General features: G+C 40.9%; 24 protein-coding genes and 1 other RNA gene. 9 read left to right on the top strand and 16 right to left on the bottom strand.

Going from position 1 to position 25622, the window contains the following annotated elements; all coding sequences use genetic code 11:
* Nucleotides 1–28 precede the first annotated feature (28 nt).
* Genes Q8W26_RS00625 through Q8W26_RS00615 form a run of 3 tightly spaced genes read right to left on the bottom strand, consistent with a single transcriptional unit; the run spans nt 29 to nt 2431 of the window.
* Nucleotides 29–1189 carry a hypothetical protein gene (locus Q8W26_RS00625; protein WP_101212839.1) on the bottom strand — a complete coding sequence of 387 codons (1161 nt, stop codon included), beginning with the start codon at nt 1187–1189 and terminating at the stop codon, nt 29–31.
* Nucleotides 1173–1907, bottom strand: coding sequence for a hypothetical protein (locus tag Q8W26_RS00620; protein WP_101212837.1), 735 nt, complete (start codon nt 1905–1907; stop codon nt 1173–1175). The genes Q8W26_RS00625 and Q8W26_RS00620 overlap by 17 nt, the downstream gene beginning before the upstream one ends.
* Nucleotides 1901–2431: a Tfp pilus assembly protein FimT/FimU gene (locus Q8W26_RS00615; RefSeq protein ID WP_305471866.1), complete on the bottom strand. Its 531-nt coding sequence runs from the start codon at nt 2429–2431 to the stop codon at nt 1901–1903. Before Q8W26_RS00615 ends, Q8W26_RS00620 begins: the two co-directional genes overlap by 7 nt.
* 184 nt (nt 2432–2615) lie before the next feature.
* Here Q8W26_RS00615 and Q8W26_RS00610 point away from each other — a divergent pair, with 184 nt between their 5' ends.
* On the top strand, nt 2616–3008 hold the full coding sequence (locus tag Q8W26_RS00610; RefSeq protein WP_101212833.1) for a type IV pilin protein: 393 nt from the start codon (nt 2616–2618) through the stop codon (nt 3006–3008).
* 6 nt (nt 3009–3014) lie between these two features.
* Here Q8W26_RS00610 and Q8W26_RS00605 read toward each other — a convergent pair whose 3' ends face one another.
* The 5 genes from Q8W26_RS00605 to Q8W26_RS00585 form a co-directional block, all read right to left on the bottom strand.
* Nucleotides 3015–3548, bottom strand: coding sequence for a GrpB family protein (locus Q8W26_RS00605; RefSeq protein WP_101212831.1), 534 nt, complete (start codon nt 3546–3548; stop codon nt 3015–3017).
* A 30-nt stretch (nt 3549–3578) separates the two neighbouring features.
* A complete protein-coding gene (locus Q8W26_RS00600) occupies nt 3579–4073 on the bottom strand; it encodes a GNAT family N-acetyltransferase (RefSeq protein WP_101212829.1) in 495 nt (164 codons plus the stop codon).
* A gap of 136 nt (nt 4074–4209) precedes the next feature.
* A complete protein-coding gene (locus Q8W26_RS00595) occupies nt 4210–5268 on the bottom strand; it encodes a lipocalin-like domain-containing protein (protein ID WP_305471865.1) in 1059 nt (352 codons plus the stop codon).
* Nucleotide 5269: 1 nt separating this feature from the next.
* Nucleotides 5270–7675, bottom strand: coding sequence for an ABC transporter permease (locus Q8W26_RS00590; RefSeq protein ID WP_101212827.1), 2406 nt, complete (start codon nt 7673–7675; stop codon nt 5270–5272).
* Nucleotides 7659–8312, bottom strand: a complete 654-nt coding sequence (locus Q8W26_RS00585) for an ABC transporter ATP-binding protein (RefSeq protein WP_101212825.1) — start codon at nt 8310–8312, stop codon at nt 7659–7661. Before Q8W26_RS00585 ends, Q8W26_RS00590 begins: the two co-directional genes overlap by 17 nt.
* A 244-nt stretch (nt 8313–8556) precedes the next feature.
* Between Q8W26_RS00585 and ahpC the strand changes: the two genes are divergently transcribed.
* From ahpC to Q8W26_RS00570, 3 genes are all read left to right on the top strand, one after another.
* The gene (gene ahpC / locus Q8W26_RS00580; RefSeq protein WP_101212823.1) at nt 8557–9156 is read left to right on the top strand and encodes an alkyl hydroperoxide reductase subunit C; all 600 of its coding nucleotides are present in this window, start codon (nt 8557–8559) and stop codon (nt 9154–9156) included.
* A 115-nt stretch (nt 9157–9271) separates the two neighbouring features.
* Entirely contained in the window at nt 9272–10843 is a 1572-nt protein-coding gene (gene ahpF, locus Q8W26_RS00575) for an alkyl hydroperoxide reductase subunit F (protein WP_101212821.1), read from the top strand.
* Nucleotides 10844–11062: 219 nt separating this feature from the next.
* On the top strand, nt 11063–11947 hold the full coding sequence (locus Q8W26_RS00570; RefSeq protein WP_101212819.1) for a hypothetical protein: 885 nt from the start codon (nt 11063–11065) through the stop codon (nt 11945–11947).
* 53 nt (nt 11948–12000) lie between these two features.
* Here Q8W26_RS00570 and Q8W26_RS00565 read toward each other — a convergent pair whose 3' ends face one another.
* The 5 genes from Q8W26_RS00565 to rnpB form a co-directional block, all read right to left on the bottom strand.
* Nucleotides 12001–14865 (bottom strand): serine/threonine-protein kinase, encoded by a 2865-nt coding sequence (locus Q8W26_RS00565; protein ID WP_101212817.1) that lies wholly within the window; start codon nt 14863–14865, stop codon nt 12001–12003.
* Between the two features lie 14 nt (nt 14866–14879).
* Nucleotides 14880–15452 carry an ECF-type sigma factor gene (locus Q8W26_RS00560; protein ID WP_101212815.1) on the bottom strand — a complete coding sequence of 191 codons (573 nt, stop codon included), beginning with the start codon at nt 15450–15452 and terminating at the stop codon, nt 14880–14882.
* Nucleotides 15453–15583: 131 nt separating this feature from the next.
* Nucleotides 15584–17035 (bottom strand): hypothetical protein, encoded by a 1452-nt coding sequence (locus Q8W26_RS00555; protein ID WP_101212813.1) that lies wholly within the window; start codon nt 17033–17035, stop codon nt 15584–15586.
* A gap of 215 nt (nt 17036–17250) precedes the next feature.
* Complete coding sequence (locus Q8W26_RS00550; RefSeq protein ID WP_101212811.1) at nt 17251–17565, bottom strand: hypothetical protein; 315 nt, start codon at nt 17563–17565, stop codon at nt 17251–17253.
* A gap of 401 nt (nt 17566–17966) precedes the next feature.
* An RNA gene (rnpB, locus tag Q8W26_RS00545) (RNase P RNA component class A) lies at nt 17967–18342 on the bottom strand.
* A gap of 107 nt (nt 18343–18449) precedes the next feature.
* On the opposite strand from rnpB, the gene Q8W26_RS00540 reads away from it, so the two are divergent.
* On the top strand, nt 18450–18794 hold the full coding sequence (locus Q8W26_RS00540) for a DUF3802 family protein (RefSeq protein WP_101212809.1): 345 nt from the start codon (nt 18450–18452) through the stop codon (nt 18792–18794).
* A gap of 21 nt (nt 18795–18815) precedes the next feature.
* On the opposite strand, the gene rsmI is transcribed toward Q8W26_RS00540, so the two are convergent.
* Nucleotides 18816–19658, bottom strand: coding sequence for a 16S rRNA (cytidine(1402)-2'-O)-methyltransferase (rsmI, locus tag Q8W26_RS00535; protein ID WP_101212807.1), 843 nt, complete (start codon nt 19656–19658; stop codon nt 18816–18818).
* A gap of 87 nt (nt 19659–19745) precedes the next feature.
* Here rsmI and Q8W26_RS00530 point away from each other — a divergent pair, with 87 nt between their 5' ends.
* Genes Q8W26_RS00530 through dolP form a run of 4 tightly spaced genes read left to right on the top strand, consistent with a single transcriptional unit; the run spans nt 19746 to nt 23206 of the window.
* Nucleotides 19746–21587 carry a penicillin-binding protein activator gene (locus Q8W26_RS00530; RefSeq protein WP_305471859.1) on the top strand — a complete coding sequence of 614 codons (1842 nt, stop codon included), beginning with the start codon at nt 19746–19748 and terminating at the stop codon, nt 21585–21587.
* A gap of 60 nt (nt 21588–21647) precedes the next feature.
* Nucleotides 21648–22004: a YraN family protein gene (locus Q8W26_RS00525; RefSeq protein WP_101212804.1), complete on the top strand. Its 357-nt coding sequence runs from the start codon at nt 21648–21650 to the stop codon at nt 22002–22004.
* Nucleotides 22005–22019: 15 nt separating this feature from the next.
* Nucleotides 22020–22616, top strand: coding sequence for a phosphoheptose isomerase (locus Q8W26_RS00520; protein ID WP_101212802.1), 597 nt, complete (start codon nt 22020–22022; stop codon nt 22614–22616).
* Nucleotides 22616–23206 carry a division/outer membrane stress-associated lipid-binding lipoprotein gene (gene dolP / locus Q8W26_RS00515; RefSeq protein ID WP_101212801.1) on the top strand — a complete coding sequence of 197 codons (591 nt, stop codon included), beginning with the start codon at nt 22616–22618 and terminating at the stop codon, nt 23204–23206. Before Q8W26_RS00520 ends, dolP begins: the two co-directional genes overlap by 1 nt.
* 120 nt (nt 23207–23326) lie before the next feature.
* Here dolP and lptG read toward each other — a convergent pair whose 3' ends face one another.
* Both lptG and lptF read right to left on the bottom strand, forming a co-directional pair.
* A complete protein-coding gene (gene lptG, locus Q8W26_RS00510) occupies nt 23327–24391 on the bottom strand; it encodes an LPS export ABC transporter permease LptG (RefSeq protein WP_101212956.1) in 1065 nt (354 codons plus the stop codon).
* A complete protein-coding gene (gene lptF, locus Q8W26_RS00505) occupies nt 24391–25548 on the bottom strand; it encodes an LPS export ABC transporter permease LptF (RefSeq protein ID WP_101212799.1) in 1158 nt (385 codons plus the stop codon). Before lptF ends, lptG begins: the two co-directional genes overlap by 1 nt.
* Between the last annotated feature and the right edge of the window lie 74 nt (nt 25549–25622).

Below are 25622 nucleotides of genomic sequence, written 5' to 3'. Positions count from 1 at the left end.
AGCACTACCTCTTAAATCACCTTATAGACTAGAAGTCTTTCCAACTACCGGGAATTAATTCTACTTTGGCAAAGATATCATTATCAGGATCGGCAATTTTTGCTAGAACTTCGGCATCAAAACGCATATCCAAAGTCCCTGAGGATATATCAATGGCATGATCAGAAATAATCGCACCTCTAATTTCGGCGTTCCCCGTCATACTCACTTTCCCTCCACTACCAAACGAGGTTTCTAACACATACACTAGGCCATAAATAACAGCACCACCATTCATTTTGAGGTCACTATCCTCAATGATTAACACGATAGGAGTGCTTGCGTCCGCAACAATTGTACCCGCGTTAATCGTGCAATCACCGGTAACCCAAAATAACCCAGTACTCGCTGTATTTAACGAACTACAGTCAGTAAGCTCTTCATCAGCTTGCTCTTTTAGCCTTATATAGTCTGCTGTCGGAATACCAAAGGTATGTTCAAATAAATCATCAGGAAAACTGCCCCCAGCTGATATCTTTGTATCGCTAAAAACATCTGCGTTTAATGCGGTCTTATCTGAATAAGGTTTATCTTCACACGCACCTTGATCGTATTCTTCAAGACCACAAGTCGCACCGTTGCCAGTGAGTGTGACGGGTGAATCACTCCAAATGGACAATGGCACTCCAATACCGCTGCTATTCGGGTTGGCTCCAACGCGAAAGCTTCCTCCCACCCCAATACCACCAGCCACAGTAATCGCAGAATCTGGTACTTGTCGCAAAATGGCATGCAACCATACTTTCTGTTCTAAAGTACTTGTACTACTCGCATCATCACTCAAACCTGTCGAGACGAGTCTTAATACACTATCGTTTTCCCACAAACTAGACTGGACGGGCTCACCCATCGCATCGAGTAGCTCGGCAATCGATACCGAAAAAGAGTTTGCCCCGACATTTTCATTTAATGTCGTCAGCACCTTTCCGCGTTTATCCAAATGCGCTAGCGCATGTGATAAGCCTGATTCTGCCGCTAAAATCGCTTGATTTTTACGATACTCTGCATTGGTAATTCTAATGTCGATCAGTTCTGATTTAGCACTATAGACTGCACTACCCAAGGCAAGTAATAGCAACAAAATAGACATAGTGACAGTTATTCCGCCTGTTGATGACGTTAAAGGTTTTGGGTTAGTTATAGCTAGCATTACGCACCATCACAGTTTCTGTTGCAGTTAATGAAATGCAGTCTGGATCCGTTGCCTCAAACGAGCATCGTGGGTCTACCAATGTTGCAGTAAACGTAAAAGTCACTAAAAAAACATCATTGGCAGCTGCTGTTGGTGGAAATGAGAAGTCAGCACATTGTGCTGGTGTTAAATCATTTTGTCCGCAGACATTAAAAGCAAAATTTGAAATACGCATTAGGCTTATATCAGTTAACGGCTCCCAATCGTCCCCACTACAATTTTGACCACCAGCACGAACTTCAACGATGCCATCATTTATGCGATAACCCATTCGATCATTATCACCAAGCATGCCAAAAGGTGCTTGATCGTAAGCAAATATAATACAAGAGTTATTTATTTCACCAGTGTACTGCGAGAGCGACAGTGTACGATATTCCAACGGACTACAACCATCAATCACCGGAGAACAACGACTAGCATTGGCATTAGCCTGAGGAGTTAAAATAATATTTTCGGCATTATCAACATAACCCGCCCGTTTGATTTCACCACTTAACAGTGAAGTAATAGCGGTCATTTCATTATGGAGTCGAGATAATTTAACGCTTTTATGATCAACGGCAAACCCAATAGTATAAAGCCCTAGGATTGACACCATTGCAATCATACTGACCACAATGCTGACCATAAATTCAACTAAGCTTAATCCTTGCTGCAGGCGTATGGTTAACATTTGGGGTACCTAACTAAACTACCAGAAGGTGAGCAGATGATATCTAATCCCATTGCATTATGTTTGAGCTTTGCATCTTTATCACCATAAGAGATATGAATGGTCAAATCTTGGCTGCGCCCCAAATGAGCAGCAACAGTGAGCGCAGACTTATCTGTTAACAATCGAACGCCTGAAAAATCCGCGCTTTCTAAGATCCTCTCAACATTTTCAGCGGTGCAAGAGTTTTGGACATTACAATTACAATTGATATTGCTATCGCTCAGGCCAACACACCATTGAGATGAATCCGCAGAGTCCACCTTAAATACCACAAATATATCTGTATTTTGTTTCGCGGCCTGTGCTTTTGCTAACCTCATTAAGAAATGTAAATTATCACTTAGGCCTGTGATTCGTTGGCGTCTGAAATCATCTTGAAAGGATGGGATTGCAATAGATAATAGGATCACGACAATCGATACAACGACCATCATTTCAACGAGGCTATAACCTCTATTTTTTATCAATGCAATGAAATACATAACGACGCCCTCTCCTAGAAAAAAACATCCTTGTAATATTAAGTATATACTAAAGAGAGCTGATAGCATGGTGAGGGAGCAGTGTCTGCCTAGCCTATTAATGGCTTTGGTTATCCTTTAAACGTCAATTCCTATTGTGTTCAATTTGTTACAAAAGCCTGACTCTAATAAACAGGGGCAACAGATGAAAAAAAATAAACAAGGATTTACGTTAGTTGAATTAATGATTGCAGTAGCCATTGTAGCTATTCTGACCCTGATAGCCGTGCCATCTTATCAAGAATCAATCAGAGAAAGTCGCCGTTCAGAGGCTCATAGCGCTTTGGTAAAGATCCAGCTAGAACAAGAGCACTGGCGCACATTAAACACGTCCTTTGCAAGCTCCTTTGGAACCGCAGCTAATGACGTTAAACAGCCTGTTAGCGAGTATTACAGTTATGCCATGTCAAATGTCACCGCCACCAGCTATACCATTAAAGCCACCGCAAAAACTGGCTCATCGCAAGCATCAGATACAGGCTGCACCGCATTAACCATTGACCAAGCGGGGACTAAACTACCAGTGGCATGCTGGTAATAAATGCTATGAATGTCTAAACCACTGAACGGCAAGCGTCTCATGGTGCGCAATGAAGTCATTTTTCAATGCCATGTAGCGTGTCATATCATTATCACATACCACAGCCGCTGCTTGCTTTAGCTTACTGTATTCTTGCGCGATAGCAGAGTGATGACTCAAGTACGCCTTAAATGCCCGATGACGCTCTAAGTGCGGGTCATCTGCGACAAACGCATGTATGTGGTGGCTACGCTGGTGACCGCCTTTTTGAAAATAGCGACGACCTGAAATACCATTTTCCCCTTTCACCACATAGCCGAGCTCTGCAATACTTTCATTCACTCGATCAAGTAGCTCAAGGCTAGAGACCTCAATTAAGATATCAATAATTGGTTTAGCAGCTAAGCCAACGACCGCAGTGCTACCAATGTGCTCTATCGTAATCGCATTATTACCTATAACACCTTTGAGTAAGCCCTGTTCAATATTAAAGGCTTGTTGCCATTGTGGGTTGTAATCAACCACTTCAATAATGCGGCGAGCTGAAGCAGCGGTCATGAATTATTCTTCCTCATTGGGCTTTAAACGCTAAACGCGAAAGCCATTAAAACCATAAACATTATTTTCAATCTGTTGGCCATCAAACTCAAAACTGAGTAACCCAAGCTTCGTAAACCCTAAATGGCGATAAAAATGATTCGACTCATTTTCCACCCAAGTATAGAGCCAAAACTTATCACCATAATTTTTCTGGACCTGTTCCAGTAAACGTCGGCCAATTCCTTGACCACTAAATTTACTGTGTACATACAATTTCTCCACTTCAAAACCATTTGAGTTGTCGTTAAAGTCAGATGCCAGATTAACTAACACATACCCTTGATAAATAACGTCAATCTCACTCACTAACAGCCGATAGTCAGGATGGTTGAGTAGCTTTAAAAAGTACGACTCAGTAAATGTTGAAATAGCGTACGTTGAGTATGTGGTGCGAATGCCTTCTACGGCATAGGTTTCTAGCCACACTTGTATTGATAACGCGGCTAAACTAATGCAATCTTTCGGCTGCGCTGCTCTTATCATCTAACTTTCCCATAATAAATTTACACTGCCACTCTCAACTTGAAAGCCACTGACCCACCAAACATTTTCAGCTTTTTAGCTAAAGAATAAATAGCTAACGATACCATGTTAACTCATACCGACTAACACATTGCCCCTAATAGCCTGTTAGCTCTGCATAGCCTTTGCCATTAAAGCCTCCCGTAGCTTTAACTCGCCCTTCCCAATAAGGGATAGTGAGTTGATTACGGGAATCTTTGGTCACACTCTCAATGATAATAGGTTGACTATCGTTTAGCTTAACTTGCCATTGACTTGGGTAGTCCCGATTATTAAGTGTCACTGTATCAAGTACCGTTAAGGTTATCTGCTCAGTTGAAATAGCAGTAGCTTGCCCTGCGGCGTTGATACGTGTGCCACTGCAATAATCATAACGTTGTGCTTGCCCACGAATACAAAAAAGCATCAACCCTTTATTCGCTGATTGTGAGTCAACCAAACTAAACCAATCCCAACCCAGCTGGTCTCTATCGAGCAAGCTGGCCGACCACTCGCGGTCATACCAAGCGTTACCAGAGACTTGGTATGACTGGCCGCCAAAGGTCAAGGTACCTTGCACCGCTAAAAATGGATAGCTGTAATAATAAGAAGCATGACCACTTTGGGTTTTCTGGCTGTAGCCATTATCACCATGCAAAGTCATTGGACTATCACTTAATGATAGATCTACAGCATAGTCATCTTGGCTAGCGGTGAGTTTAAGCGGTAAAAAACTATCCTCAAGGCTTGATAATTGCCAATTATCGATCGATGCCTTAAATGGCGAACTTATTACCTGTGCTTGCCCAGCCCTAGAAAAACGCTCAAATGCGACATGTTGTTGCTGATGCTGCACGGCAAAGTGAGCAAAATAGAGGTTATTATCCCACCATTGTGATTCTACTTTACTGGGCATCAAGGTACGAAACATTGTCCATTGCACGCCAAACGTTTCGCCACTGTCACTGGTCAAGTTCGCAGTTAAATACCACCATTCAATGCCTTGCTCAGCGTGAACGCCATGATCGGCTGGAAAATTTAATGGCTTTCCTTTGGTTACAGGCTCACCGCTAGCCATCTGCAATGCCGCAGACGATGGTTTTGTTTGCTGCGGCTGATACAGATACCAGCTAGCAAGCAAGAGTACCGCAATCACTATAAACACACGCTTTAACACTCTATGACTGCTCCTTAGCTGATAAATTAGTAAGCTGACGAATCGGTAAATAAGCACAAATCACCGACACAACTACCAGCGTCAGGCAGGTCAATAACAACGTGGGAAGGTCAAGGCTAAAATGAATGGTCCAGCCAAAGGCAATGGGCATCACAAAAGTTAAAAGCGCGACACCAAGCGCCAAACCCAAAGGGATAGCAAACAATGCTGTAAACAGCACCACAATCGCCGTTTGCGATAACTTCATCACCAGTAATTGCCGCTGCGTGACCCCTAAATGGCGTAAGATCGTTAATTGTTTTAATTGATTATTACTTAAACTGAGCAAACTGGTACATAAACTTAATAACGCGATCCCAAGCATAAAGCCATTTAGCGCTTTGGTTACCATGAAGGTGTCATTAAACAAGGCATTGGCATAACGTTTAAACCTTTTATTAGGCAACACCTTGGTGCTATCTTGCTTAAATTCATTGATCAAACGCTCACTAAATTGAGCCAGTGAATGATCGTCAATTAAGCGAATAGAGTAACCAAAAAAATCTTTGTTGAGTACAGCTTGCTGATGCCTTGACTCTAGCGTCAAAAACAACATGCTAGCATTGCCATAATCATAGAAAAAATCACTGACGCGACAATCAAATAGTGTATCATTTTGCACAAAACGCACCTTATCTCCTAATGACAAACCATGCTTTATCTTGCTTTGCTCATTGGCTAAACAGCCGCCATCTGCAAAATTTCCCTCACTCACAGCCACTCCAGATGTTAGCGAAATATGTTGATAGTGCATAAAGCTGTCACCAAAGCTCGCAAGCTTTGTTGGTGAATGATTGACCTTACCCTCACTTTGTAGATAAATACTAAGCTGTTTGACTTCAGGTAACTGCGCGAGCTGTTGGCGCAATTGTGGCTCTAATTGATTCGAACGCAAATAAACATCGGCGCTAAGCTGCTTTTCAAGGTGTGCATTTAAGGTATCGCTAAAACTGTGCACCATGATTTGCATCCCTATTGCACTCCCCAGAGCCACTAGAATGGCAATAATCGCAATATGCAGATCTTTTAGGTGAAAGCGCGTATCCGCTTGTAACCACTGCGCTAGGGGATTATTCAATGTCACAGGCAATGCCACCAACGCCGCTAGTACTTTAGGGGTTAATAAAATAAACAGCAGCAGAATACACAAACACAACACGAGCGCTTGATACTTGGTGTTCGCAGCATACAGCAACCACAGTAGCGTCATCGATACTCCCCCTACTAAGCCATATGAGAGTAGTTTGGTTTTATCGATCACCTGTTTCATTTGAGATAACAAAATCAGCAACAAGGAACATACATTAAGCGCAAAGCCTAATAAGACATTTGACCACTGCCAATGGATCACCAAGGCTTTATCAAGCTGATATAAGCCAACTAAGGTGCGATTAATATCCAGCACCAAGCCATTAGCAATCAGGTAACCGCCTAAGCTGCCTAACAATGCAGTGACTAGACTTATCACCATCAATTCAAGCGTTAAGCTCAGTGTGATATTGCGCTGGGTGCAGCCAAGTAAATGCATCTGTGCGAGCAGCTTTTTACGCGCCGTTAAGGTTAATTTAATCGCATTAAAACTTAAAAATGCCGCGACAATATAGCCAAGCATCGCCAACGCAGTGAGGTTAAAAAAGAACGCTTCGGATAACACATCAAATTCTTGCTGCTGTGCCTCAACCAACTGGGCTTTGCCTTTAATTAACAAAGCGATCTTGTCGTATTGCGCGTCGTCCAATTGCGATAATTCAATATAACTGAGCTGCCCATTGGCACCGAGTAAATAATCAGCGTTCGCTAAATCAGTGATTGCCCAGAGTCCAACATCATCGGCTAAGAGAACATCAGGTTGCTGCTTTTTATCAGGTAATTTAAATAAATGTTGCTCGCCAGCGGCATTAAACAGCCGAGCAGAGAATTGCCTATCAACAATTAACGTCGACAATGAGAAAGCTTTGAAGCCTTGTTCCGATGAGGTTTGTTGCGGCGATGAAGCGGGACGATTAAACCACAATAAGCTATCGACCCCTTGAATGGCGATAGTACGCCCTTGCACCGTGTTAAGTTGGCCGCGTAACACTGGCTGCGCATGAGTAAAGCCCCATTGACGTAATTTAAGCCATAAAGCGCCGTCAATATAACGTTTACCAGTCAATGGCTCAATTAAATGTGACACTGGATTATTAAGCAATGCTGAAGAGTGCTGGTGACGATTTTTTGCTTCTTGATTAAGCCCGGTGATCGCCGTTAATAAGGCACTGCCTAAGCTAAACCCTAAAATGAATAATAAAATAAGCCAAGGAGAGCGGCGATAAAACGCTAAATGCGTACTGACAATCAGCTTAATTTCGTTATTCAAAACGACCATCTTTTAATACTTTTACTTGATCAAAATAATCAGTTAATTGATGGCTGTGAGTCACCATGACCAAATTAATTTGACGCTCAATGCATAACTCAGTTAATAACTTAACCACTTGGTGTGAACGTTGTTGGTCTAAATTACCTGTTGGCTCATCAGCAAAAATAACCTGCGGTTGATTTAACAATGCTCTGGCAATCCCCACACGTTGTTGTTCACCTCCAGAGAGTTGATGAGGTAAGGCATTAAGCTTGTTCGTTAAGCCTAAGTCGCTCACCAGCTGATTGAGCTCTGTGGGGCTTTGTTCAGGAAAGTTTAGCTGATGCTGGAAAAGGATATTTTGTTTTACCGTTAGGCAGTCGAGCAATTGATAGTGCTGAAAAATCAATCCAATCTTGCGGCGATATAACGCCAGTTCCTGTTCACTCAGCAAGGATAGGTTTTGACCGTTCACGACGACAGAGCCACTATCTGCTTGCACCAGTCCTGCTAAGAGATGTAATAAGGTGGTCTTTCCTGAGCCGCTATCACCTAGCAATGCTAAGCGCTGCGCCGCTGGCACTGACAAGTTTAGCTCATTTAAAATCGCAAGCTTATTGTCACCATCACTACGGCTAAAACTTAAATCGCTGACCTCAATCAAGATAACTCCTTGTTTATAAAAACAGTTAATCCTAACCCAAGCGTTATAAATACACCATCTAAAAGATTAGTTAAAAGTCTCACCAACCTTAAATAGCCAAAACCTATCAAGATAGTAGATTTAATCGATTATACTAATTATAAGTCTCACCCTATTATTATCCCGTCTTCAACGAAACACAATTTATAAGCGTTTCATTTGAATTTAATTAATAACCAGCTTTATAAAATAACGGGAGTTCTCCATGAGCAACGTAACAGAAAAAAACACTAACGCTAATCAATCTATTATCAATAGTAAGTTATTACCTTTTAACGCGACTGCATTTCACAACGGCGATTTCATCGATGTCAGTGACAAAGACGTTGCAGACAAGTGGTCTGTGTTTTTCTTCTACCCAGCGGATTTCACGTTTGTTTGTCCTACAGAATTAGGCGACATGGCTGACCATTACGCTGAGCTACAACAAATGGGTGTAGAAGTTTATTCAGTATCAACTGACACACACTTCACTCATAAAGCTTGGCACGATACGTCAGACACTATCAACAAAATTAAATACCCGATGATCGGTGACCCAACAGGGACAATCACTCGAAATTTTGGTGTGATGATCGAAGAAGAAGGCTTAGCACTTCGTGGCACTTTCGTTGTTAACCCACAAGGTGAAATCAAAATTGCTGAAGTACATGACTTAGGCATAGGCCGCAGCGCTTCAGAGCTACTTCGCAAAATCAAAGCGGCGCAATATGTTGCAGAACACGACGGCGAAGTCTGTCCAGCGGCTTGGCAACCAGGTGCCGATACATTAGCACCGTCTTTAGACCTAGTGGGTAAAATCTAACACCCTCGCTTGGTAATAAATAAGGGCGCACTACGACAGTAACTGCCACGGCGTGCCCTTACGCCTACCACATTTTTCATCTCTTTCTTTAGATTAACAAGCAGTAGAGGCCATCATGTTAGACACCAACTTACAAACACAATTAAAAAGCTATTTAGAAAACTTAAAAACACCTGTTGAGCTAATCACCTTTACTGATAACAGCCCAAAGGCACAAGAATTAAGCCAGTTAGTAGCACAAATTACTGAACTATCATCCTTAGTTAGTCACACTAATGGTAACGATACCCCACAAGCAGCTAATGAACGTCACCCTTCGATGATCGTAAAGTCCGTTGCCACAGGTAGTGAAATACGCTTTGCAGGCCTACCAATGGGACATGAGTTTACGTCATTGGTGATGGCTTTATTACACAGCGGTTCACACCCATTAAAACTCGAGCCAGCTCAAATAGAGCAAGTACGTAATCTTGACGGCTCATTTGAGTTTGAGACCTATATTTCATTAAGCTGTCAAAACTGCCCAGATGTGGTGCAAGCATTAAATATGATGGCAGCCATTAACCCAAACATTAAACATACCATGATTGATGGTGCACTGTTTCAAACCGAAGTGTTTGACCGTGACGTCATGGCAGTACCAAGCGTCTTCCTAAACGGCGAATCATTTAGCCAAGGCCGAGTATCACTTAGCGATATCTTAAATAAAGTCGACAGTAATGCTGGTGAGCGTCAAGCCAACGCACTAGCCGAAAAAGACAACTTCGATTTCCTAGTGGTTGGCGGTGGTCCAGCAGGAGCCGCGGCAGCCATTTATGCCGCCAGAAAAGGGATTACGACCGGCTTAGTCGCTGACCGATTCGGTGGTCAAGTCAGTGATACTATGGCAATAGAAAACTTTATTTCTGTTAAAGCGACTCAAGGGCCACAGCTAGTAGCCAGCCTCGAAGAACATGTCCGTGATTATGATGTTGATATCATGAACAGCAACAAAGCGAGCCAAGTTAAACGCAATGAACAAACCGGCTTAGTTGAGGTGAGTTTAGAAAATGGAGCGGTATTAAAGAGTAAATCTGTAGTCTTAGCGACAGGTGCTCGCTGGCGTGAAATGAATGTGCCCGGTGAAAGTGAGTATCGTGGCAAAGGCGTTGCTTATTGCCCACACTGTGATGGCCCTTTATTTAAAGGAAAACCGGTGGCTGTTATCGGTGGCGGCAACTCAGGCATTGAAGCAGCCATTGATTTAGCAGGCATCGTCGAACATGTCACCGTATTAGAATTTGCCGACACTTTACGCGCTGATGACGTATTAGTTAAAAAGGCCAAGTCATTAAACAATGTCACTATTATCACTAATGCGCAAACAACCGACGTTATTGGCAATGGCAAACGGGTGACAGGTTTAAATTATAACGACAGAATCACTGGCAAGAATCATCAGGTCACACTTGCAGGTATTTTTGTTCAAATTGGTTTAATGCCAAACACTGAATTTTTGCAAGGCGATATTGAACTCACTAATCGCGGCGAGATTATCACTGGCAGTCGCGGCGAAACCTCAATTGAAGGCGTTTTTGCCGCAGGAGATGTGACAAACAGTCCGTACAAACAGATCATCATCGCCATGGGCAGTGGCGCGAACGCAGCCTTAGGAGCGTTTGATTATTTAATTCGCCAAGAAAGCTAATTAAGTCGCTATATACGATGAGGTCTAATTAACACCATTTAAAACATATAAAATAGGATCGTCTGATCCTTTTTTATTCTACAGAAAATTAAATTGGTTCAGTGCTCAGTCAGTTTATTCCCGTCAAACTCATAATAAATATCAATACATTATGTATAATTATTAACTTTATGATAGTTTAGCTACCACTGTGAATAATTATCATTCCAAGGGATTATGATGAAAAACATTTTAATGGGTGCTGTCGCATTTACTGTACTTAGTGGTTGTGGTGGTGCGGGTAGCTCTCCGGATAACAACACCGCAAAGCCAATCTTAGAAGCACCTAATGGTATATCTTGCGGAAGTGACTTTTATGCCGAGCGTAGTTTAAATAACCTAATCTACGTTAATGGTATGTGGTCTAACTCAGACCAAACACCTTGGCGTGGTAACTACATCAGTGTTGAACCCTCTAACAACCTCACCGGTGGTAGCTATACACTGAGCACTGCCAATAGTGACTGTAATCATTTAGCTGAAATGTTTGGTAGTATGGGGGCTGATACGTGGAATACAGACGATCGCGCAGGTATTTCGCCCGGAGAAAGTTTTACTTATTCCCCTTGGTTCAAACTCGCATTTATCGCCCCTGACGTTTCCTCACTTGAGACATGGTTAAATGCAAGTTCCCCCGAGACCGTTGATGCCATTTTAGGCGAAAGCAGTCTATCCATTCGCTTAGCTCGACAAGGTGGTTTCTATAGTGTTTTTAGAGATGTAGATAAAATAACAACCTCGCTTGCTCTCGAATGTGGCAGTGCTCGCTTTAAACACCAGCTATCACTACAAGCGGTCGCAGAAAGTAGCTTAGACTCCTTGGACAGTAACTATTGTCAGTCTGTACGCAATGAGCAAACCGATGACGTTGTCCACTCATGTTTAGCAGCTAGTGTTAAATTACCTGACACAATGCTGAATTGTAGTTTCAAAGACAAACAAGTCGCCATTCCGCGCAATGATGATACTTATTTTAATGCAGTGATGTCAGGGCAGTTAGTGCAAGTTGGTACTGATGATTTCAAGATTAAAATCACCAAAGCAACAATCAAACAAGCGCAATAAGACACAATAAAAAAGCTGAGTCTACCTCTAAAGGTATCACCCTGATTGTATCTCTACGAATTGATACAATCAGGCTGTCCAAGGAAATTTAGGAGCTCTAAATACCTCACTTTATTTGGATTACTATCACCTAAACTACACATTTTGTTCTTAATGCTATCGAGCTTAACAAGCGCACTTGCTTTATCGCCTTGTAGCAGGTTAATTTCAGCCACCATTATTTGGTGATAGTAACGAATAACCGCATCTACAGATCCATAGTCCGCTTCGGTAGCAATAGCAACCTCGTTTTGATAATACATAGCCTTATCAATATCTTTTCGACTGATGTAATAGCGAAGCAGTACAGTTCCATATTTCATTTTATTGACGTTATTATTACTTTCAAAGTTACTTTCTAATAACTTAACATAATCATTTTCGGCCTCATTAGCTGGTTGTAACGTATACCAAGCAACAACACCACTTGCCGCTAATTTAAGCCAATAACCATCCTCCCCTAAGCTTTTCTCTACGTTACTATACCCATCAAAACATAAATCTTTTAGTCGCTGACTATTTTCAATTAATGCTAGTTTTTTACACGTTCTTGTTTGAAAGTAACCAAGGGTATCTAATTCATAGTGCTCGGCGCTCTGAGGTAATATTTGCTGTTCTATTAATCGCATCCCAGTCACAACATCTCCTGCAGCTAAATGCATATTAGCAACTCGGAACAACAAATAAGGGTCCTCCCCCCCTCTATCGCTGACATATTGTTTCATTGATTTTTTATGTAAGGCTATGGCTTTTTCATATTCGCCGAGCGAGGCGTAATACAACCCAATAATATACAGTATTGGCGGATGGCTTTGGGTAGCGTTGTTCATTGCAGACTCAAACGTTATGTCATACTTTTGCAAAGTGTCAGCAACATGTTCCATGGAGTGATTTAGATCGATGCCTAAAATTAGAGACAATTTACCCGTATCTAGCTTCTTATCATTAGACTGTTTAATTAATTTATATAACTCATCAGTTAAGGCAACAACTTGCTCGTCATCAAATCCTTTCACGTTAATAAGTGCCGTACGATAATCAATAGATGTAGCAATAAATGTCCACAGCTTTATCTCATCCGTATTACGCTTAGCTAACTCATAAGCTTTTTGGTAATGATAAATGGCCTGTTCCGAATCACTATCAGCATAAATCCCCCCACCGGCACTATGAAAAGAAAATAATTCTTTAATTGATAGGGTTGATTTAACCAACTCTTTATCTAAACGAATAAATAAAGGGATAAAATGCGTTTGTTGCAACTTAATCGTAAATCGTTTGAACCTAAGTAAATCTAAAACAGCTGCGTTTAATGGTGTTTTTAAGGCTAAAATATTACCCAAGATTTCACGGTCGCTTTCGTAGTTATCACTATCGCCACTAACAGCTAACACTTTTCGGTATTTTGCTAAATGAAAACTTAATGGCTCAATGCTTTTTTGTGCCTCTAGCCACTCCATTAACGTATCAATCACCAGAGTATAAGCACCATGATTACTCTTGAAGTAATAATCATCAAACATTAACATCATCATTTCAATATATTGTTTAGACGATAAATTGTTAGGATCAGGTAAGTAAATAGTTTCGCTTTGAAGGTGCGCTTCCGAAATATTTTTATCAAGCTGAGTGAAGGTATTTTTTAGTTCTTTATTCGCATTTTCTAAGGCATGCTTTTCACTAAGCAGTAATTCATTTTTTGCATTTATTTGGAAAAATGCTACCAGTAATATCATAAAAACACTGATTAAAGCCGTGCTAATAATACGATGGCGATAGATAAATTTAAACGTATTAAAAAGACTATTATTGGCATTAACCGACAGTGTTTGATGCTGTTGAAATGCGTTAATATCACTAATGAAGTCAGTAACGGTTCGGTATCGTTCATTAGCCTTTTTTGACAAGGCTTTATGTAATATAGCAATGACATCGGATTTAAATATCACCGATTCATTGATGGCGAAGCTGGTCGGGCGTTGCGTCATTATACGCTCAACTTTTTGCGCCAAAGTATCATCGAACTCCTCAAACGGACCTTTACCCGATAATAAAAAGTATAACAAACTACCTAAGCTATAAATATCACTCGCGATCGTTGCTTTACCACCATTCAATTGTTCTGGACTAGCATAATTCACGGTCATAGCACCTAGATAAGCTGTCACGAACTTAGGCGCACTATTATGCAAACCTTCTGTCACTTGCATCACGCCAAAATCGATTAACTTTGCCTGACCTGATGAGGTAATTAAAACGTTAGAAGGTTTAATATCCGCATGAATAATTTGATGATTATGGGCCTCCAAAACAGCATCAGAGACTTGATTAAACAGTGATAATTTTTGAGCTATTGATAAGCTGTTTTTTTGTAAATAGACATCAAGTGTGACTCCTTCAATATATTCCATCACAATAAAGGTATTACCATCATGCGTTTCTGAAATATCCAAAATAGAAGCAATATTGGGATGACTAAGGCTTGCTAACGCCTGTGCCTCTTGCAATAACAATTGACCGGATTGGTATTGCTGAAACAGTGGGTGCAAAAATTTTATCGCAACTGTTTGCTCTATTTTCCCATCATTGCGTTCCGCTTTAAAAACTTGCCCCATCCCCCCTTGCCCCAATGACTGGGTTAATTGATAATTTGCAATGTTATCGCCCACATTAACCACACTTTCACTATCTGTTAGCGCTAGAATAGACTGGTTAAAAACTTGCGTTAAATCACTATCATTTACGAGCAAGGCACTTAGCTTACTTGCCAACTCTGGTTCGGACTTTTTTAATGCAGTGATATAGTTATGTTGTTTTATTGCAGACAACTCAGCAATATTACAATAGTGCTCAAATAAGTCAGTTTTGTTATGTAACATTTCGGGGCATGACCTTATGCATGGAGGCGCATCCAACTTTTAGAAAATTTTAAGTCCTTATCAACAAGACTTTCAGATATTTGATGTAGTTCAGCGATTTCTTTGTTTTTAAGGCCATGGAAATAGCGCAACTGTATGGTTTCAGCTTGTCTAGGATAGTCTTTTGTTAAATTAACGATCGCCTTATCAATCGCAATATAGTCTAACGGGCAATCTTCTAACCCTTGCTCATTGTTAGAAATGCTTTTGCTGTATTGTCTTTTAGACGCTTCATTTTTACGATGATAATCAACGAGTATATGGCGCATAACTTTACTAAGTAACAAGTAAAACTGCTTTTTGCTATCAATACTCTCAGTAACTCCGGGAGCAAGCTTGATATAAGCGTCATGGACTAATGAAGTTGTCGAATGAATAAGGTTAGCCGTAATATTGAGGCCTTCATTACTAGGTAATTTACTTCTAGCATCTCGGGCTATCATTTTGAATTGCTGATAGGTTAATGTGAATAGCTTTTCTTCTGACGCTTTATCGCCTAATGACCACTGCTTAATTAAATCAGTCGTATCATTATTGTGTATACCCATAGTCTACTTTAATGACCGTCTATATAAAAAAACGATTATACAGATAATGAATTACACCTCAACGTCAGGTAATCATTTATGACGACTTATATAGCAATCGCTCTTCATGAGAACGATTGCTTAAGTTATTGTTACTTTGTAGAAAGAATATCGACTAAACGCCTGGCTATTCTAGAGTGATTCACATCTCTGCCCCGCCATAAGACTAAACTACCGACCTTCGCAGCAGCGGTTACAGGTATTTTTTTACCGTCAAAGTGTTTTTTTATCGCAGGGTTTTCTAGCAAAACCTTAGGATTCACAAGGTAGTATTCGACTTCAATTTGAGTATCAGTTTCATAACTGTCTCTGACTAAATAAATGTTCTCAGACTCTTCTAACTCAATTAGCGCATGATCTGTAATAAACTCATTAACCGATTCATTAATGGCGTTAACAAATGATGCAGCAAAATATTTTGAGATTAATCGGTCCAATTCATTAGACAATGGCTTTAAAGCTTTCATTCCTGTCGAATGAATGAGCTCCTTTTTAGGAATAACATTCACCCTTTGTTTCTGGTAAGTAATTTGATAATTATTTGACGCTAATTTTTTCTCAACTTTTTTGATGGCAAACCCAAAACCACGTTCACTATGCCCGTACTTTTCTTTAGCGGCTTTTTTTACCGATTCGATTCCACCATGAGAGAACCCTTTGATCTCCTGAGTATACCCCGGTTGCCCTTGTGGCTTGTTAAAGGTGTTTCCTTGTCTAATTTTCTCTAACCCTATCGCCATTAATTTGTTTTTTATCGCTGACATCACTTTGGAGTCGCCCGCTAAAGCTTCTGCCGAGTCTTTGACAACACTAATTTTGCTACTGAAACAAAAGTTTTGCACGGTATAAGCAACTTCAAGTCTGCGAGGCTTAGTGACAATATTTTGTTTACAAGCGCCAGCGCGCATTTTAGGGCGCTCAAAATGATTATCTTGTAGAACTCGATTTAATGCCGAATGCTGATTAAGTGCCTTCGATAACTGCGAAGAATGCTCCTTGACGGCTTCCTTACTAAGGGCCTGCTTAGTAATTATTTGCTCTTTTAAATCATATACTCCTTGCACCATAGCGCGATAATCTCGTTGATTATTAGCTAGGGTAATTAATTGCGCTTCATAATTTTGACTAAGAAGTTCTCTCTCACGTATTGCTTGATGCTTTCTCGCGATTTTGTCATCGATAACTTGCTGCACAGAGCGTATAAGGTGATTATATTGCGCTTTAACATCGCCAGCCTCAGTACCATTATATGCGAGTGACAGTAGTTCAGGGTTTAGTGCACGAATCGTATCAAAATCAATTTTTTTAAGCTTAAAAAGCTCATTAGTTTCTTTTATATATGCTTTTAATGCGGGGATAGAAGAGTGATTTACTTCATAAACTTTACGGTTCACTTTGTTGTCATTCTTTTTAAGCCACAGTGGTGATAAAGCTCCGTGCTCCTTTTTTAACACAATGTCATGGTTTGCAGAAAAAGCCCCTGTAGAGACAGATAAAAGCACAATAATGCCGACAAAGACCTTAGAAAAATCATTGAGTATCATCTTATTTTCCTTAATGTGTTAACTAAGTGTTTAAAATATTAATTAACTAATTAACTGGCTTGAGAGTGATGAGGTTTCTACAATGAGAATAATTCGAAGCAGACAGCCTCATCGAAAAGTTCAAGGGATAAAAAAGCCAGCGGCGAACTCACTGGCTTTAAAGGCATCAACATAGAGATACCAAACAACTATTGTTACTGAAACAAATAGCGGAATTAAATCCTACACCCTTTCGCTTTAATCGCTGGTGCAGCCGTTTTCTTCGCTTGATGGTAAACGTTCATTGCTGCTGACTTGGCTTTATTTGCCGCAGCGCTCGCATCTGTACTAGCGATTGAAAGTAATCCTGTTAATGCGTCACCAGAATCCACATTGGCTTTATAGTCTTTGAATGTTTGGCTGATTTGCTCACAGGTTAACTCATTAAAGTTAATATTGGTCAGATCGACGTTACTGTCAGAGCCAGTCGTTACACAGCCAGATAAGATTGATGCCGCAAATGCAGTGCATAATATAAGATTCGTTTTCATTTCTAAGCCTATTCAATTTCTTTTATTTTAGTCACGGACTAATTTAAGGTAATCACTTCGAACATTAAAATGTGATTGGTTCAAGTGACATTTTGATTAAACAAAGAATAAAAATAAGACACGTATTTCATAAAAAAACACGTAATAAAATCAAAAAAAGAATGAAAGCGATAATACACTGACTGAAATTACCTGCGTGAGGAGCCTCTGTTGAATTAATAATTCGAGAAATTGGGATAGGTAATCGATATCGAAAGCAATACACACTGCCTCGCTGTTCGAGATATGAAGGCAGCTTATGAAATACTTGAGTATTTTGTGTGTGTAACAGCTTGTGGAACATTGATGGACACCTCGCTTTGAAGCATCGCTAAGTTCTTGTTCCCCAATCCTAAAAATGAGGTGGGAGTTGGTCGATAAGCCGGGTTCTGTCGTGGACAATCATTCGTCTAGGCCTTAAATCGCTCTAAGGCTCAAGCAACCTACCCGGTTCCAACGCGAGCCACGCATTAACTTCGAAAAGTAGTGGAACCCTATTTGGTCTTGCTCCGGGGTGGAGTTTACCTTGCAACGAACTATTACTAGTCGCCCGGTGCGCTCTTACCGCACCCTTTCACCCTTACCTGTTCTCCTTACGGAGCCATCGGCGGTATTCTCTCTGCTGCACTTGTCGTGAGCTTACGCTCCCCAGGAGTTACCTGGCACCCTGCTCTATGGAGCCCGGACTTTCCTCCCCGTTAAACTTAATGTTAACGCAGCGATTGCCTGACCAACTCCCGGCGCGGATTATATCCGAATTATCTATAGAACAATAGCATTGATAGGGCTTGTTTGATTAATTTTTTTATTAGATACTGACTTTGAGCACACAACGAGGTATTTAGATGGTTATTCAAAGCGATGGATATCAGTCACTCATTGAATATTTAACTGAACACTTATCAATATTCAACCCGGCTGAGCAACAAGAAAAGCATGCGACAACAGTAAAAATGTTCATTCGCTATCAAATGGTTGAACAGATGGCATTGTTGTTTAAACAGCACCCAGAGTTATTGCCACAAGAAAAGATATATATTGTAGCCGAATTTGATACAGCTTTTGACGACTTATCAGAAGTGCTAGGGATGCATATCGAGCAGCAAACGACACCAAGCCAACAAGCATTTTTAACTGATTACGCAGGTATTTTTAAAAACTTATTCGATGCGCAGTTAAGCCCAGCTTAACTGCGATGAATAACAAGACGTTTACAGGTCAATACTCAATCCGTACTTATACAAAGCATTCTTTTTCTGGTTATAAAGCTTTGCCACTAACGCTGCTGCTTTTTTCAGTGGTAGCTCTGTCGCCAATAGTTTAAGTGCATCGATGACTTCTGGTGCAATTTGCTCGCTGTCTTCTTTATAGCCTGACACCATCACAACCATTTCACCACGACGATTATTTTCATCACTATTGAGCCACTCAAGCAAGTCACTCGCTGGGGCACCATGAATAGTTTCAAAAGTTTTGGTTAACTCTCGCGCTAATACGATATGGCGTTCTTCACCGAAGACATCGCGCATTTCATTGATAGTGTCACAAATACGGCGCGGTGATTCATAAAACACCATGGTTCTAGTTTCACTTTGCAATGCTGTTAATTGGCTGATTCGTCCCGCTGACTTGGCAGGTAAAAAGCCCTCAAAACAAAAACGATCCGTAGCAACCCCTGCGGCACTTAATGCAGTGATCGCCGCACAAGCCCCTGGTAGTGGAACCACATCATAACCTGCAGCACGAATGCCATTCACAAGATGATAACCAGGATCACTAATCAACGGCGTCCCCGCATCTGAGACAAGAGCTATCGACTGACCTTGCGCTAGCTTTTCGACTAAAGAATCAACACGCTGACGTTCATTATGGTCATGCACTGACATGGTTCGTGTTTTAATATTATAATGGCTTAGCAGTTTACCCGTATGTCGTGTATCTTCTGCGCAAATAATATCGACCTGTTCGAGAACGGTTAAGGCGCGCAGTGTAATATCAGCTAAGTTGCCAATGGGAGTTGGGACGATATATAGTTTTGCTGGAGATAATTCCATGAACTTCCTCAATAATCACCGCTCGATTTAACTTTTGAGCACAGATTGTTATACACTAAACCGACTATTGTAACAGAGACAAATATTGTGTTTAAACTTTCGTTTACTAAAGAGCTAAAACAACTATCACTTTTGGGTGTTTTAGCGACAGGGTTAATTGGTTGTGGTTCAACACCACCAGTACAAAAAACTGAAGTAGCCCAAGTTCAATTAGGCCAAGTAGATAAAGCAGCAAGCCACTATTTAGCACTCGCAGAACAAGCGATTGGTAATTTAAAGCAAACTTATCAATTACAAGCTTACCGTGCCGCATTACAAGACAAGCAACCTGACTTAATCTCATCAATTGAAGCCCAGCTATTTAGCCAAACCATGGTTAATGATCAGCACACCTTAGAGTTCCAGCTTCTTTATAGCATGTCTTTATTAGAACAAAATAAAGCCAATCAAGCACTGTCAGCAATTAATATCAATCCACAATGGCAAGTAGCATCGCAACAATTTATTGCTATCTACCGACAGCAAGCGCTTATTGAACATCGTTTAACCCAACACCTTGATGCAACTAAAACGTTACTCACTGCATATACTTACGCCCAAGATCAGCAAACGCAGCAGCAGTTACAACAACATATTTGGCAATACCTCTCTCAGGTGCCCACAGAAAAGTTAATTACAACCAGTGATGATAACAAGCAATTTCAGGGCTGGATTGCCTTAGCCACCTTAAGCCATCAATCAACCCATTCGCCACAAGCATTAAGAAAAGGGTTAACTCAGTGGGCTATTGATTACCCAAATCATATGGCGAAAAATCAATTACCACAGCGCCTAGTGACAGCAGTAAGCGTATCAGAGTTTAAACCACAAAAAGTAGCATTATTACTACCACTATCGGGCCGTTATGCTCACTTGGGTCAAGCGGTACAAAACGGCTTGGTGAGTAACTTGATGGCACACAATAATGAACAAGAACTCATTGTCCTTGATACGATTGAATTAGGTGCACAAGCAGCACACGAACAAGCGATCAACCAAGGAGCAGAGTTTATTATTGGCCCCTTGCTGAAGAAAAATGTTGAGACAGTAAAACAGCAGCTCACAATGGTGCCAACGCTATTTCTTAATCAGACCAGTGATAACCAGCGCCAACCACAACAATATTTTTATTCATTAGATAAAGATAGTGAAACCATTCAAGGCAGTGAATACATCTTCAATCAGGGAAAAAAACATCCGGTTGTTGTTGCGCCAAATACCGCGCAAGGCAAACGCTTAGCCGCATTATTTAATGACACATGGCTTGCCTTAAATAAAGAAAGTCTCGATATCAAACCCGTTGAAGCGTTCTTCTTTGAAGATGATAAAACCCTCAAGTTAACCATTGAAAAGATGTTTGAAACCAATAAGTCTCAAGCACGTATCAATCATATGCGTATGCTGGTCGGCTCAAAAATGGAAAGTGAAACTCGCTCAAGACGCGATATCGATGCAATTTACCTGGTCGCCAACCCAAATCAAACCAGCATGCTAATGCCTTCTATTGAAGTAACCGTTAGTGCTTTTGCGCCACAAGTTCCAGTGTATATTGGCTCAAGTGGTAATAACCACCTTAATAGTCCACAAGGGCTGAATCATTTAAATAACTTAACGGTCAGTGAAATCCCTTGGCTGTTACAACAGCCAACCGCTATTTCGCCACAATACATTAAAAAGCTTTGGCCAGAGATCAGTCAAAGCCAAATGCGTTTATTTGCCATGGGACATGATGCCTATAGTTTGATCGGTATGCTGGCACAAATGGAGTACTTCCCCGATTACGCGTTAGACGGTTTTAGTGGACAGTTACGTCTAACACCACAAGGCGAGATAACCCGAGAAGTCGCGTGGGCGCAATATCAGCGTGGCAAGCTATTAAAGAAAAAATAAATAAACATCTGCTAAAATAGCAAACAAAGTATCATTGTACACAACAAGGATGTTGGAAAGATGCGCAAACAAGGTCAACAGTACGAAGAAATTGCTAAGTCATATCTAAAAAACCGTGGGTTATCGCCAATTTGTGATAATTTTAACTGTCGAGTCGGTGAAATCGATCTCATAATGAAAGATAATAATAGCTTAGTGTTTATCGAAGTGAAGCAACGAGCTAATAATGACTTTGGTGGAGCTATTTCCGCTGTCACGCCAGCAAAACAGCGACGCATCATAAAAACGGCAATGGTTTATTGCCAGAGTAAACATATTAATTTTGAGCAACAAGCTTGTCGCTTTGACGTTGTTGCCATTACAGGTTCAATTGAGCCTTATCAGTTTCAATGGGTTAAGAATGCTTTCCCAAATTAAAATAAAGGTTATTACATGTTAGAACGCATTAAAGAATGTTGCACCGAAAGTATCCAAACTAAAATTGATGCGCTTGAGATGCTACCACCGTCAATCGAAAAAGCCGCAATGATGATGGTGTCATGTCTTTTGGCCGATGGCAAAATATTAACTTGTGGTAATGGTGGCTCAGCTGGTGACGCGCAGCATTTCTCTTCAGAATTGCTAAATCGCTTTGAAACCGAACGTCCTAGTTTACCGGCCATCGCTTTAACCACAGATAGCTCAACGATTACTTCTATCGCTAACGATTATAGCTATGACGAAATTTTCTCAAAGCAAATACGTGCATTAGGCCAACCGGGTGATGTATTACTGGCCATCTCAACCAGTGGCAACTCAAACAACGTGATTAAGGCGATGGAAGCCGCATTAAGTCGTGACATGGTGATAGTTGCTTTAACGGGCAAAGACGGTGGTGACATGGCAGGCTTACTAAGCGCGAATGATGTTGAAATCCGCGTGCCATCAATGAGCACAGCGCGCATTCAAGAAGTTCACTTATTAGCCATTCATTGTTTGTGTGATGCTATTGACCGTACTTTATTCCCTCAAGATGAAGAGCAAGCGTAATGATGTTGTTTAACGCTAAGCCGATAAAATTAGCTGCGTTATTAGCAGTATTTCTCTCATTACAGGGTTGTGTAACAGGTGTAGTACTCGGCGCAGTAGGAATTGCCACTGTCGCTAATGATCGCCGTACTGCGGCATCACAACTAGAAGATGAATCAATTGAATTAAAAGCATCAAGCTTACTGAGTGATGATAAAGGTATTAGTGAACACAGCCACATCAATGTGATCAGTTACAATCGAATGATGCTGGTTGTCGGTCAAGCACCCAACGAAATGTTACGTAACCGTGTAATCACCCTGTTACGCACTGTGCCTAATGTGACCAAGATCCATAATCAGATTCGTATTGGTAATCCAATCCAGTTAAAGACACGCACTAAAGATAGCTGGTTAACCTCGAAAATTAAAGTTGCCATGACAGCTGATACTGAGCTTGCTTCAAGCCAAGTAAAAGTCATTACCGAATATGGTGAAGTCTTCTTACTTGGACTGGTTTCACAAGCCGAAGGTAACAAAGCCGCTGAGATTGCACGTAATGTATCAGGGGTTAAAAAAGTGATTAAGGTGTTTGAATACCAAAAGATTTAGTCAGTGTATTAAGTAATAACTGCTCAATAAAACACTTTTAAAATGATGATATCCCGTCGAAGTAGCTAAGTGGTAAAAGCCCTGAAGAATACACTTTCAGGGCAACAGAGTTGTCTCGGTTTATGCTCGTTTATTTAAGAAATACGCAGCAATAGCTAAGAAGAGTAAACTAGGAAAGATTGCACCAAAAATCGGTGGCAATTGATAAACCAAGCTAATTGGACCAAAGGCCGAATTACTTAGGTGGAAAGCAAAACCCGTGATCACGCCCATCACTAAGCGAGCGCCCATGCTCACACTACGCAGTGGACCAAACACAAAAGATAGCGCTAATAACATCATTACGCCAACGGTCAATGGCTGCATGACCTTGCGCCATAATGCTAAGTCATAGCGCCCAGTGTCTTGTTTATTAGCTTTTAAATACGCTAGGTAGTCTGTTAAACCTTGAATTGAAAGTGACTCAGGTTTGACGGTAACCACACCTAACTTATCTGGAGTTAAGCTAGATTGCCACAATAAGTTATCGGTATTTAAAACCTGTGTACGGTGCTCAGAGAAAGTGGTTTGATTCACATCTTCAAGTTGCCACACCTTATCTTGGTATCGTGCCACTTGCGCCTTAGTTACTTTACTGAGACTCTTATTATCATCGAACTGATAAACGGTCACTTTATTAAGCAGTCCCGTCTCAATAACTTTACTCACATGCACAAAACTAGAGCCGTCTTTTGCCCATAAACCTTGTTCACTCTTTATTAGACTACCACCAGAGATTTCTTGAGTCCTCAGATTACGCGCTTCTCGCTCAGCCCAAGGTGCGCCCCATTCTCCAAGAATCATTACAAGAATCATCAATGGAATAGCGGTTTTCATTACCGATAAAATCACTTGCAATCGTGATATTCCCGCCGCTTGCATAACAACCAGTTCACTATTCGTCGCCATCATGCCAAGACCAATTAATGCTCCAAGCAGTGCAGCCATGGGAAAGAACATTTCGATATCACGAGGCACCATCAAAAAAACAAAAGCAGCGGCATCAAACATTGAATAGGTGCCTTGCCCTACCGACTTTAGCTGCTCAACGAATTTAAGCATTGAGCTTAAGCCGACCAAAATCAATAAACAAAATGCGGTTGTTGAAGCGATAACCTTAGCCACATACCAATCTAAAATTTTAATCATGCGTGACTACCCTGCTTTTTATTATTACTTTTGAGCCTTGCACGGACCGCAACACCAAATTCACGTTCTTTCATTAATAACGCTAACCCTAATACTAATGCGCTGATATGAATCCACCATAAGCCAAATACCATAGGGATCACTTCATCTTCAAGCGCACTACGCCCAGCCATTAGCATGACGTAATAACCTAAAAACAACATAATCGCTGGAAACAATTTAGCAAACTTGCCTTGGCGTGGATTAACTCGTGCCAAAGGCACTGCAATCAATGTAAGCATTGGAATAGTTAATGGGATCGCTAAGCGCCAATGCACTTCGGCCATTGACTCAACGTCACCATCTTCAATTAATTGCATCATAGGAATGGCACTTAATTTACGGCGGCGCTGTTCAACTTCTTGTTCTTTAATTTGCATTTGATAATTAGCAAACTCAATAGCTGAGTACTGCGCTTCACCCGCTTGCCCTTGGTAACGTTTACCACTGGACAATTCTAACTGCTGCGAGCCGCTATCTTCTTCTAATACTTTACCTTGCTGAGCAATAACCACACTCGATTTACCATTCACCGCTTTTACCAGTATCTCCCCTGTTTCTTTATCAATTTCATCGAGATTAGGCATTTGCGCAACAAAAACATTATTTAATTGGCCATCTTTGATGGACTCAACGTAAATAACCGCTTTTTTATTAGAAGAGTATTGAAACCGCCCAGGGGATAGAGTGGATATGCCTGCATCCGCTTGTGCACTTTCAACGGTTTGGTATTCTTTTTCTTGAGCCCATGGCCCAAGCCATATGCTATTTAATCCAGCGATGACCATCATAATAAAGGCCAGAACTAAGGTGATACGGGTCACATACCATTCACTTATTCCTGTCGCGTGCATCACCGTCATTTCACTATCGGCATACATACGAGAATGGGCCATTAAAATACCCAGAAATAAGCTTAATGGCAGAATAAGTCCTGCAAGTTTTGGTAAGTTTAACGCTAATAACGTAGCAACTAATGCACCGGGCAAATCACCATCGACGGCATCGGCTAAAATTCTGACGAATTTTTGGCTGAGAAATATCGACATTAAAATGAACAACACTGCGAGTTGTGATTTTAATGCTTCTCTTATTAAATAACTAAAAATGATCAAGTGTATTTTCCATCACTAAACTTACAATTTTACTGGAAACGGCCTATATTTTAGGTAGACTACCCGTTTTGGCT

It is taken from the genome of Psychrobium sp. 1_MG-2023, from assembly GCF_030689115.1.
In the GTDB taxonomy this organism is placed as follows: domain Bacteria; phylum Pseudomonadota; class Gammaproteobacteria; order Enterobacterales; family Psychrobiaceae; genus Psychrobium.
This window is presented reverse-complemented; position numbering and strand designations above follow the sequence as displayed.

What these genes read in the sequence shown, in the direction of transcription:
- Q8W26_RS00570 (WP_101212819.1), top strand. Translation starts at nt 11,063, where the DNA reads ATGAAAAACATTTTAATGGGTGCTGTCGCATTTACTGTACTTAGTGGT.
- Q8W26_RS00605 (WP_101212831.1), bottom strand. Translation starts at nt 3,548, where the DNA reads ATGACCGCTGCTTCAGCTCGCCGCATTATTGAAGTGGTTGATTACAAC.
- ahpF (WP_101212821.1), top strand. Translation starts at nt 9,272, where the DNA reads ATGTTAGACACCAACTTACAAACACAATTAAAAAGCTATTTAGAAAAC.
- Q8W26_RS00600 (WP_101212829.1), bottom strand. Translation starts at nt 4,073, where the DNA reads ATGATAAGAGCAGCGCAGCCGAAAGATTGCATTAGTTTAGCCGCGTTA.
- Q8W26_RS00615 (WP_305471866.1), bottom strand. Translation starts at nt 2,431, where the DNA reads ATGTATTTCATTGCATTGATAAAAAATAGAGGTTATAGCCTCGTTGAA.
- Q8W26_RS00625 (WP_101212839.1), bottom strand. Translation starts at nt 1,189, where the DNA reads ATGCTAGCTATAACTAACCCAAAACCTTTAACGTCATCAACAGGCGGA.
- Q8W26_RS00565 (WP_101212817.1), bottom strand. Translation starts at nt 14,865, where the DNA reads ATGTTACATAACAAAACTGACTTATTTGAGCACTATTGTAATATTGCT.
- rsmI (WP_101212807.1), bottom strand. Translation starts at nt 19,658, where the DNA reads ATGGAATTATCTCCAGCAAAACTATATATCGTCCCAACTCCCATTGGC.
- Q8W26_RS00560 (WP_101212815.1), bottom strand. Translation starts at nt 15,452, where the DNA reads ATGGGTATACACAATAATGATACGACTGATTTAATTAAGCAGTGGTCA.
- Q8W26_RS00590 (WP_101212827.1), bottom strand. Translation starts at nt 7,675, where the DNA reads ATGGTCGTTTTGAATAACGAAATTAAGCTGATTGTCAGTACGCATTTA.
- Q8W26_RS00525 (WP_101212804.1), top strand. Translation starts at nt 21,648, where the DNA reads ATGCGCAAACAAGGTCAACAGTACGAAGAAATTGCTAAGTCATATCTA.
- Q8W26_RS00520 (WP_101212802.1), top strand. Translation starts at nt 22,020, where the DNA reads ATGTTAGAACGCATTAAAGAATGTTGCACCGAAAGTATCCAAACTAAA.
- Q8W26_RS00620 (WP_101212837.1), bottom strand. Translation starts at nt 1,907, where the DNA reads ATGTTAACCATACGCCTGCAGCAAGGATTAAGCTTAGTTGAATTTATG.
- Q8W26_RS00550 (WP_101212811.1), bottom strand. Translation starts at nt 17,565, where the DNA reads ATGAAAACGAATCTTATATTATGCACTGCATTTGCGGCATCAATCTTA.
- ahpC (WP_101212823.1), top strand. Translation starts at nt 8,557, where the DNA reads ATGAGCAACGTAACAGAAAAAAACACTAACGCTAATCAATCTATTATC.
- Q8W26_RS00555 (WP_101212813.1), bottom strand. Translation starts at nt 17,035, where the DNA reads ATGATACTCAATGATTTTTCTAAGGTCTTTGTCGGCATTATTGTGCTT.
- Q8W26_RS00610 (WP_101212833.1), top strand. Translation starts at nt 2,616, where the DNA reads ATGAAAAAAAATAAACAAGGATTTACGTTAGTTGAATTAATGATTGCA.
- dolP (WP_101212801.1), top strand. Translation starts at nt 22,616, where the DNA reads ATGATGTTGTTTAACGCTAAGCCGATAAAATTAGCTGCGTTATTAGCA.
- Q8W26_RS00540 (WP_101212809.1), top strand. Translation starts at nt 18,450, where the DNA reads ATGGTTATTCAAAGCGATGGATATCAGTCACTCATTGAATATTTAACT.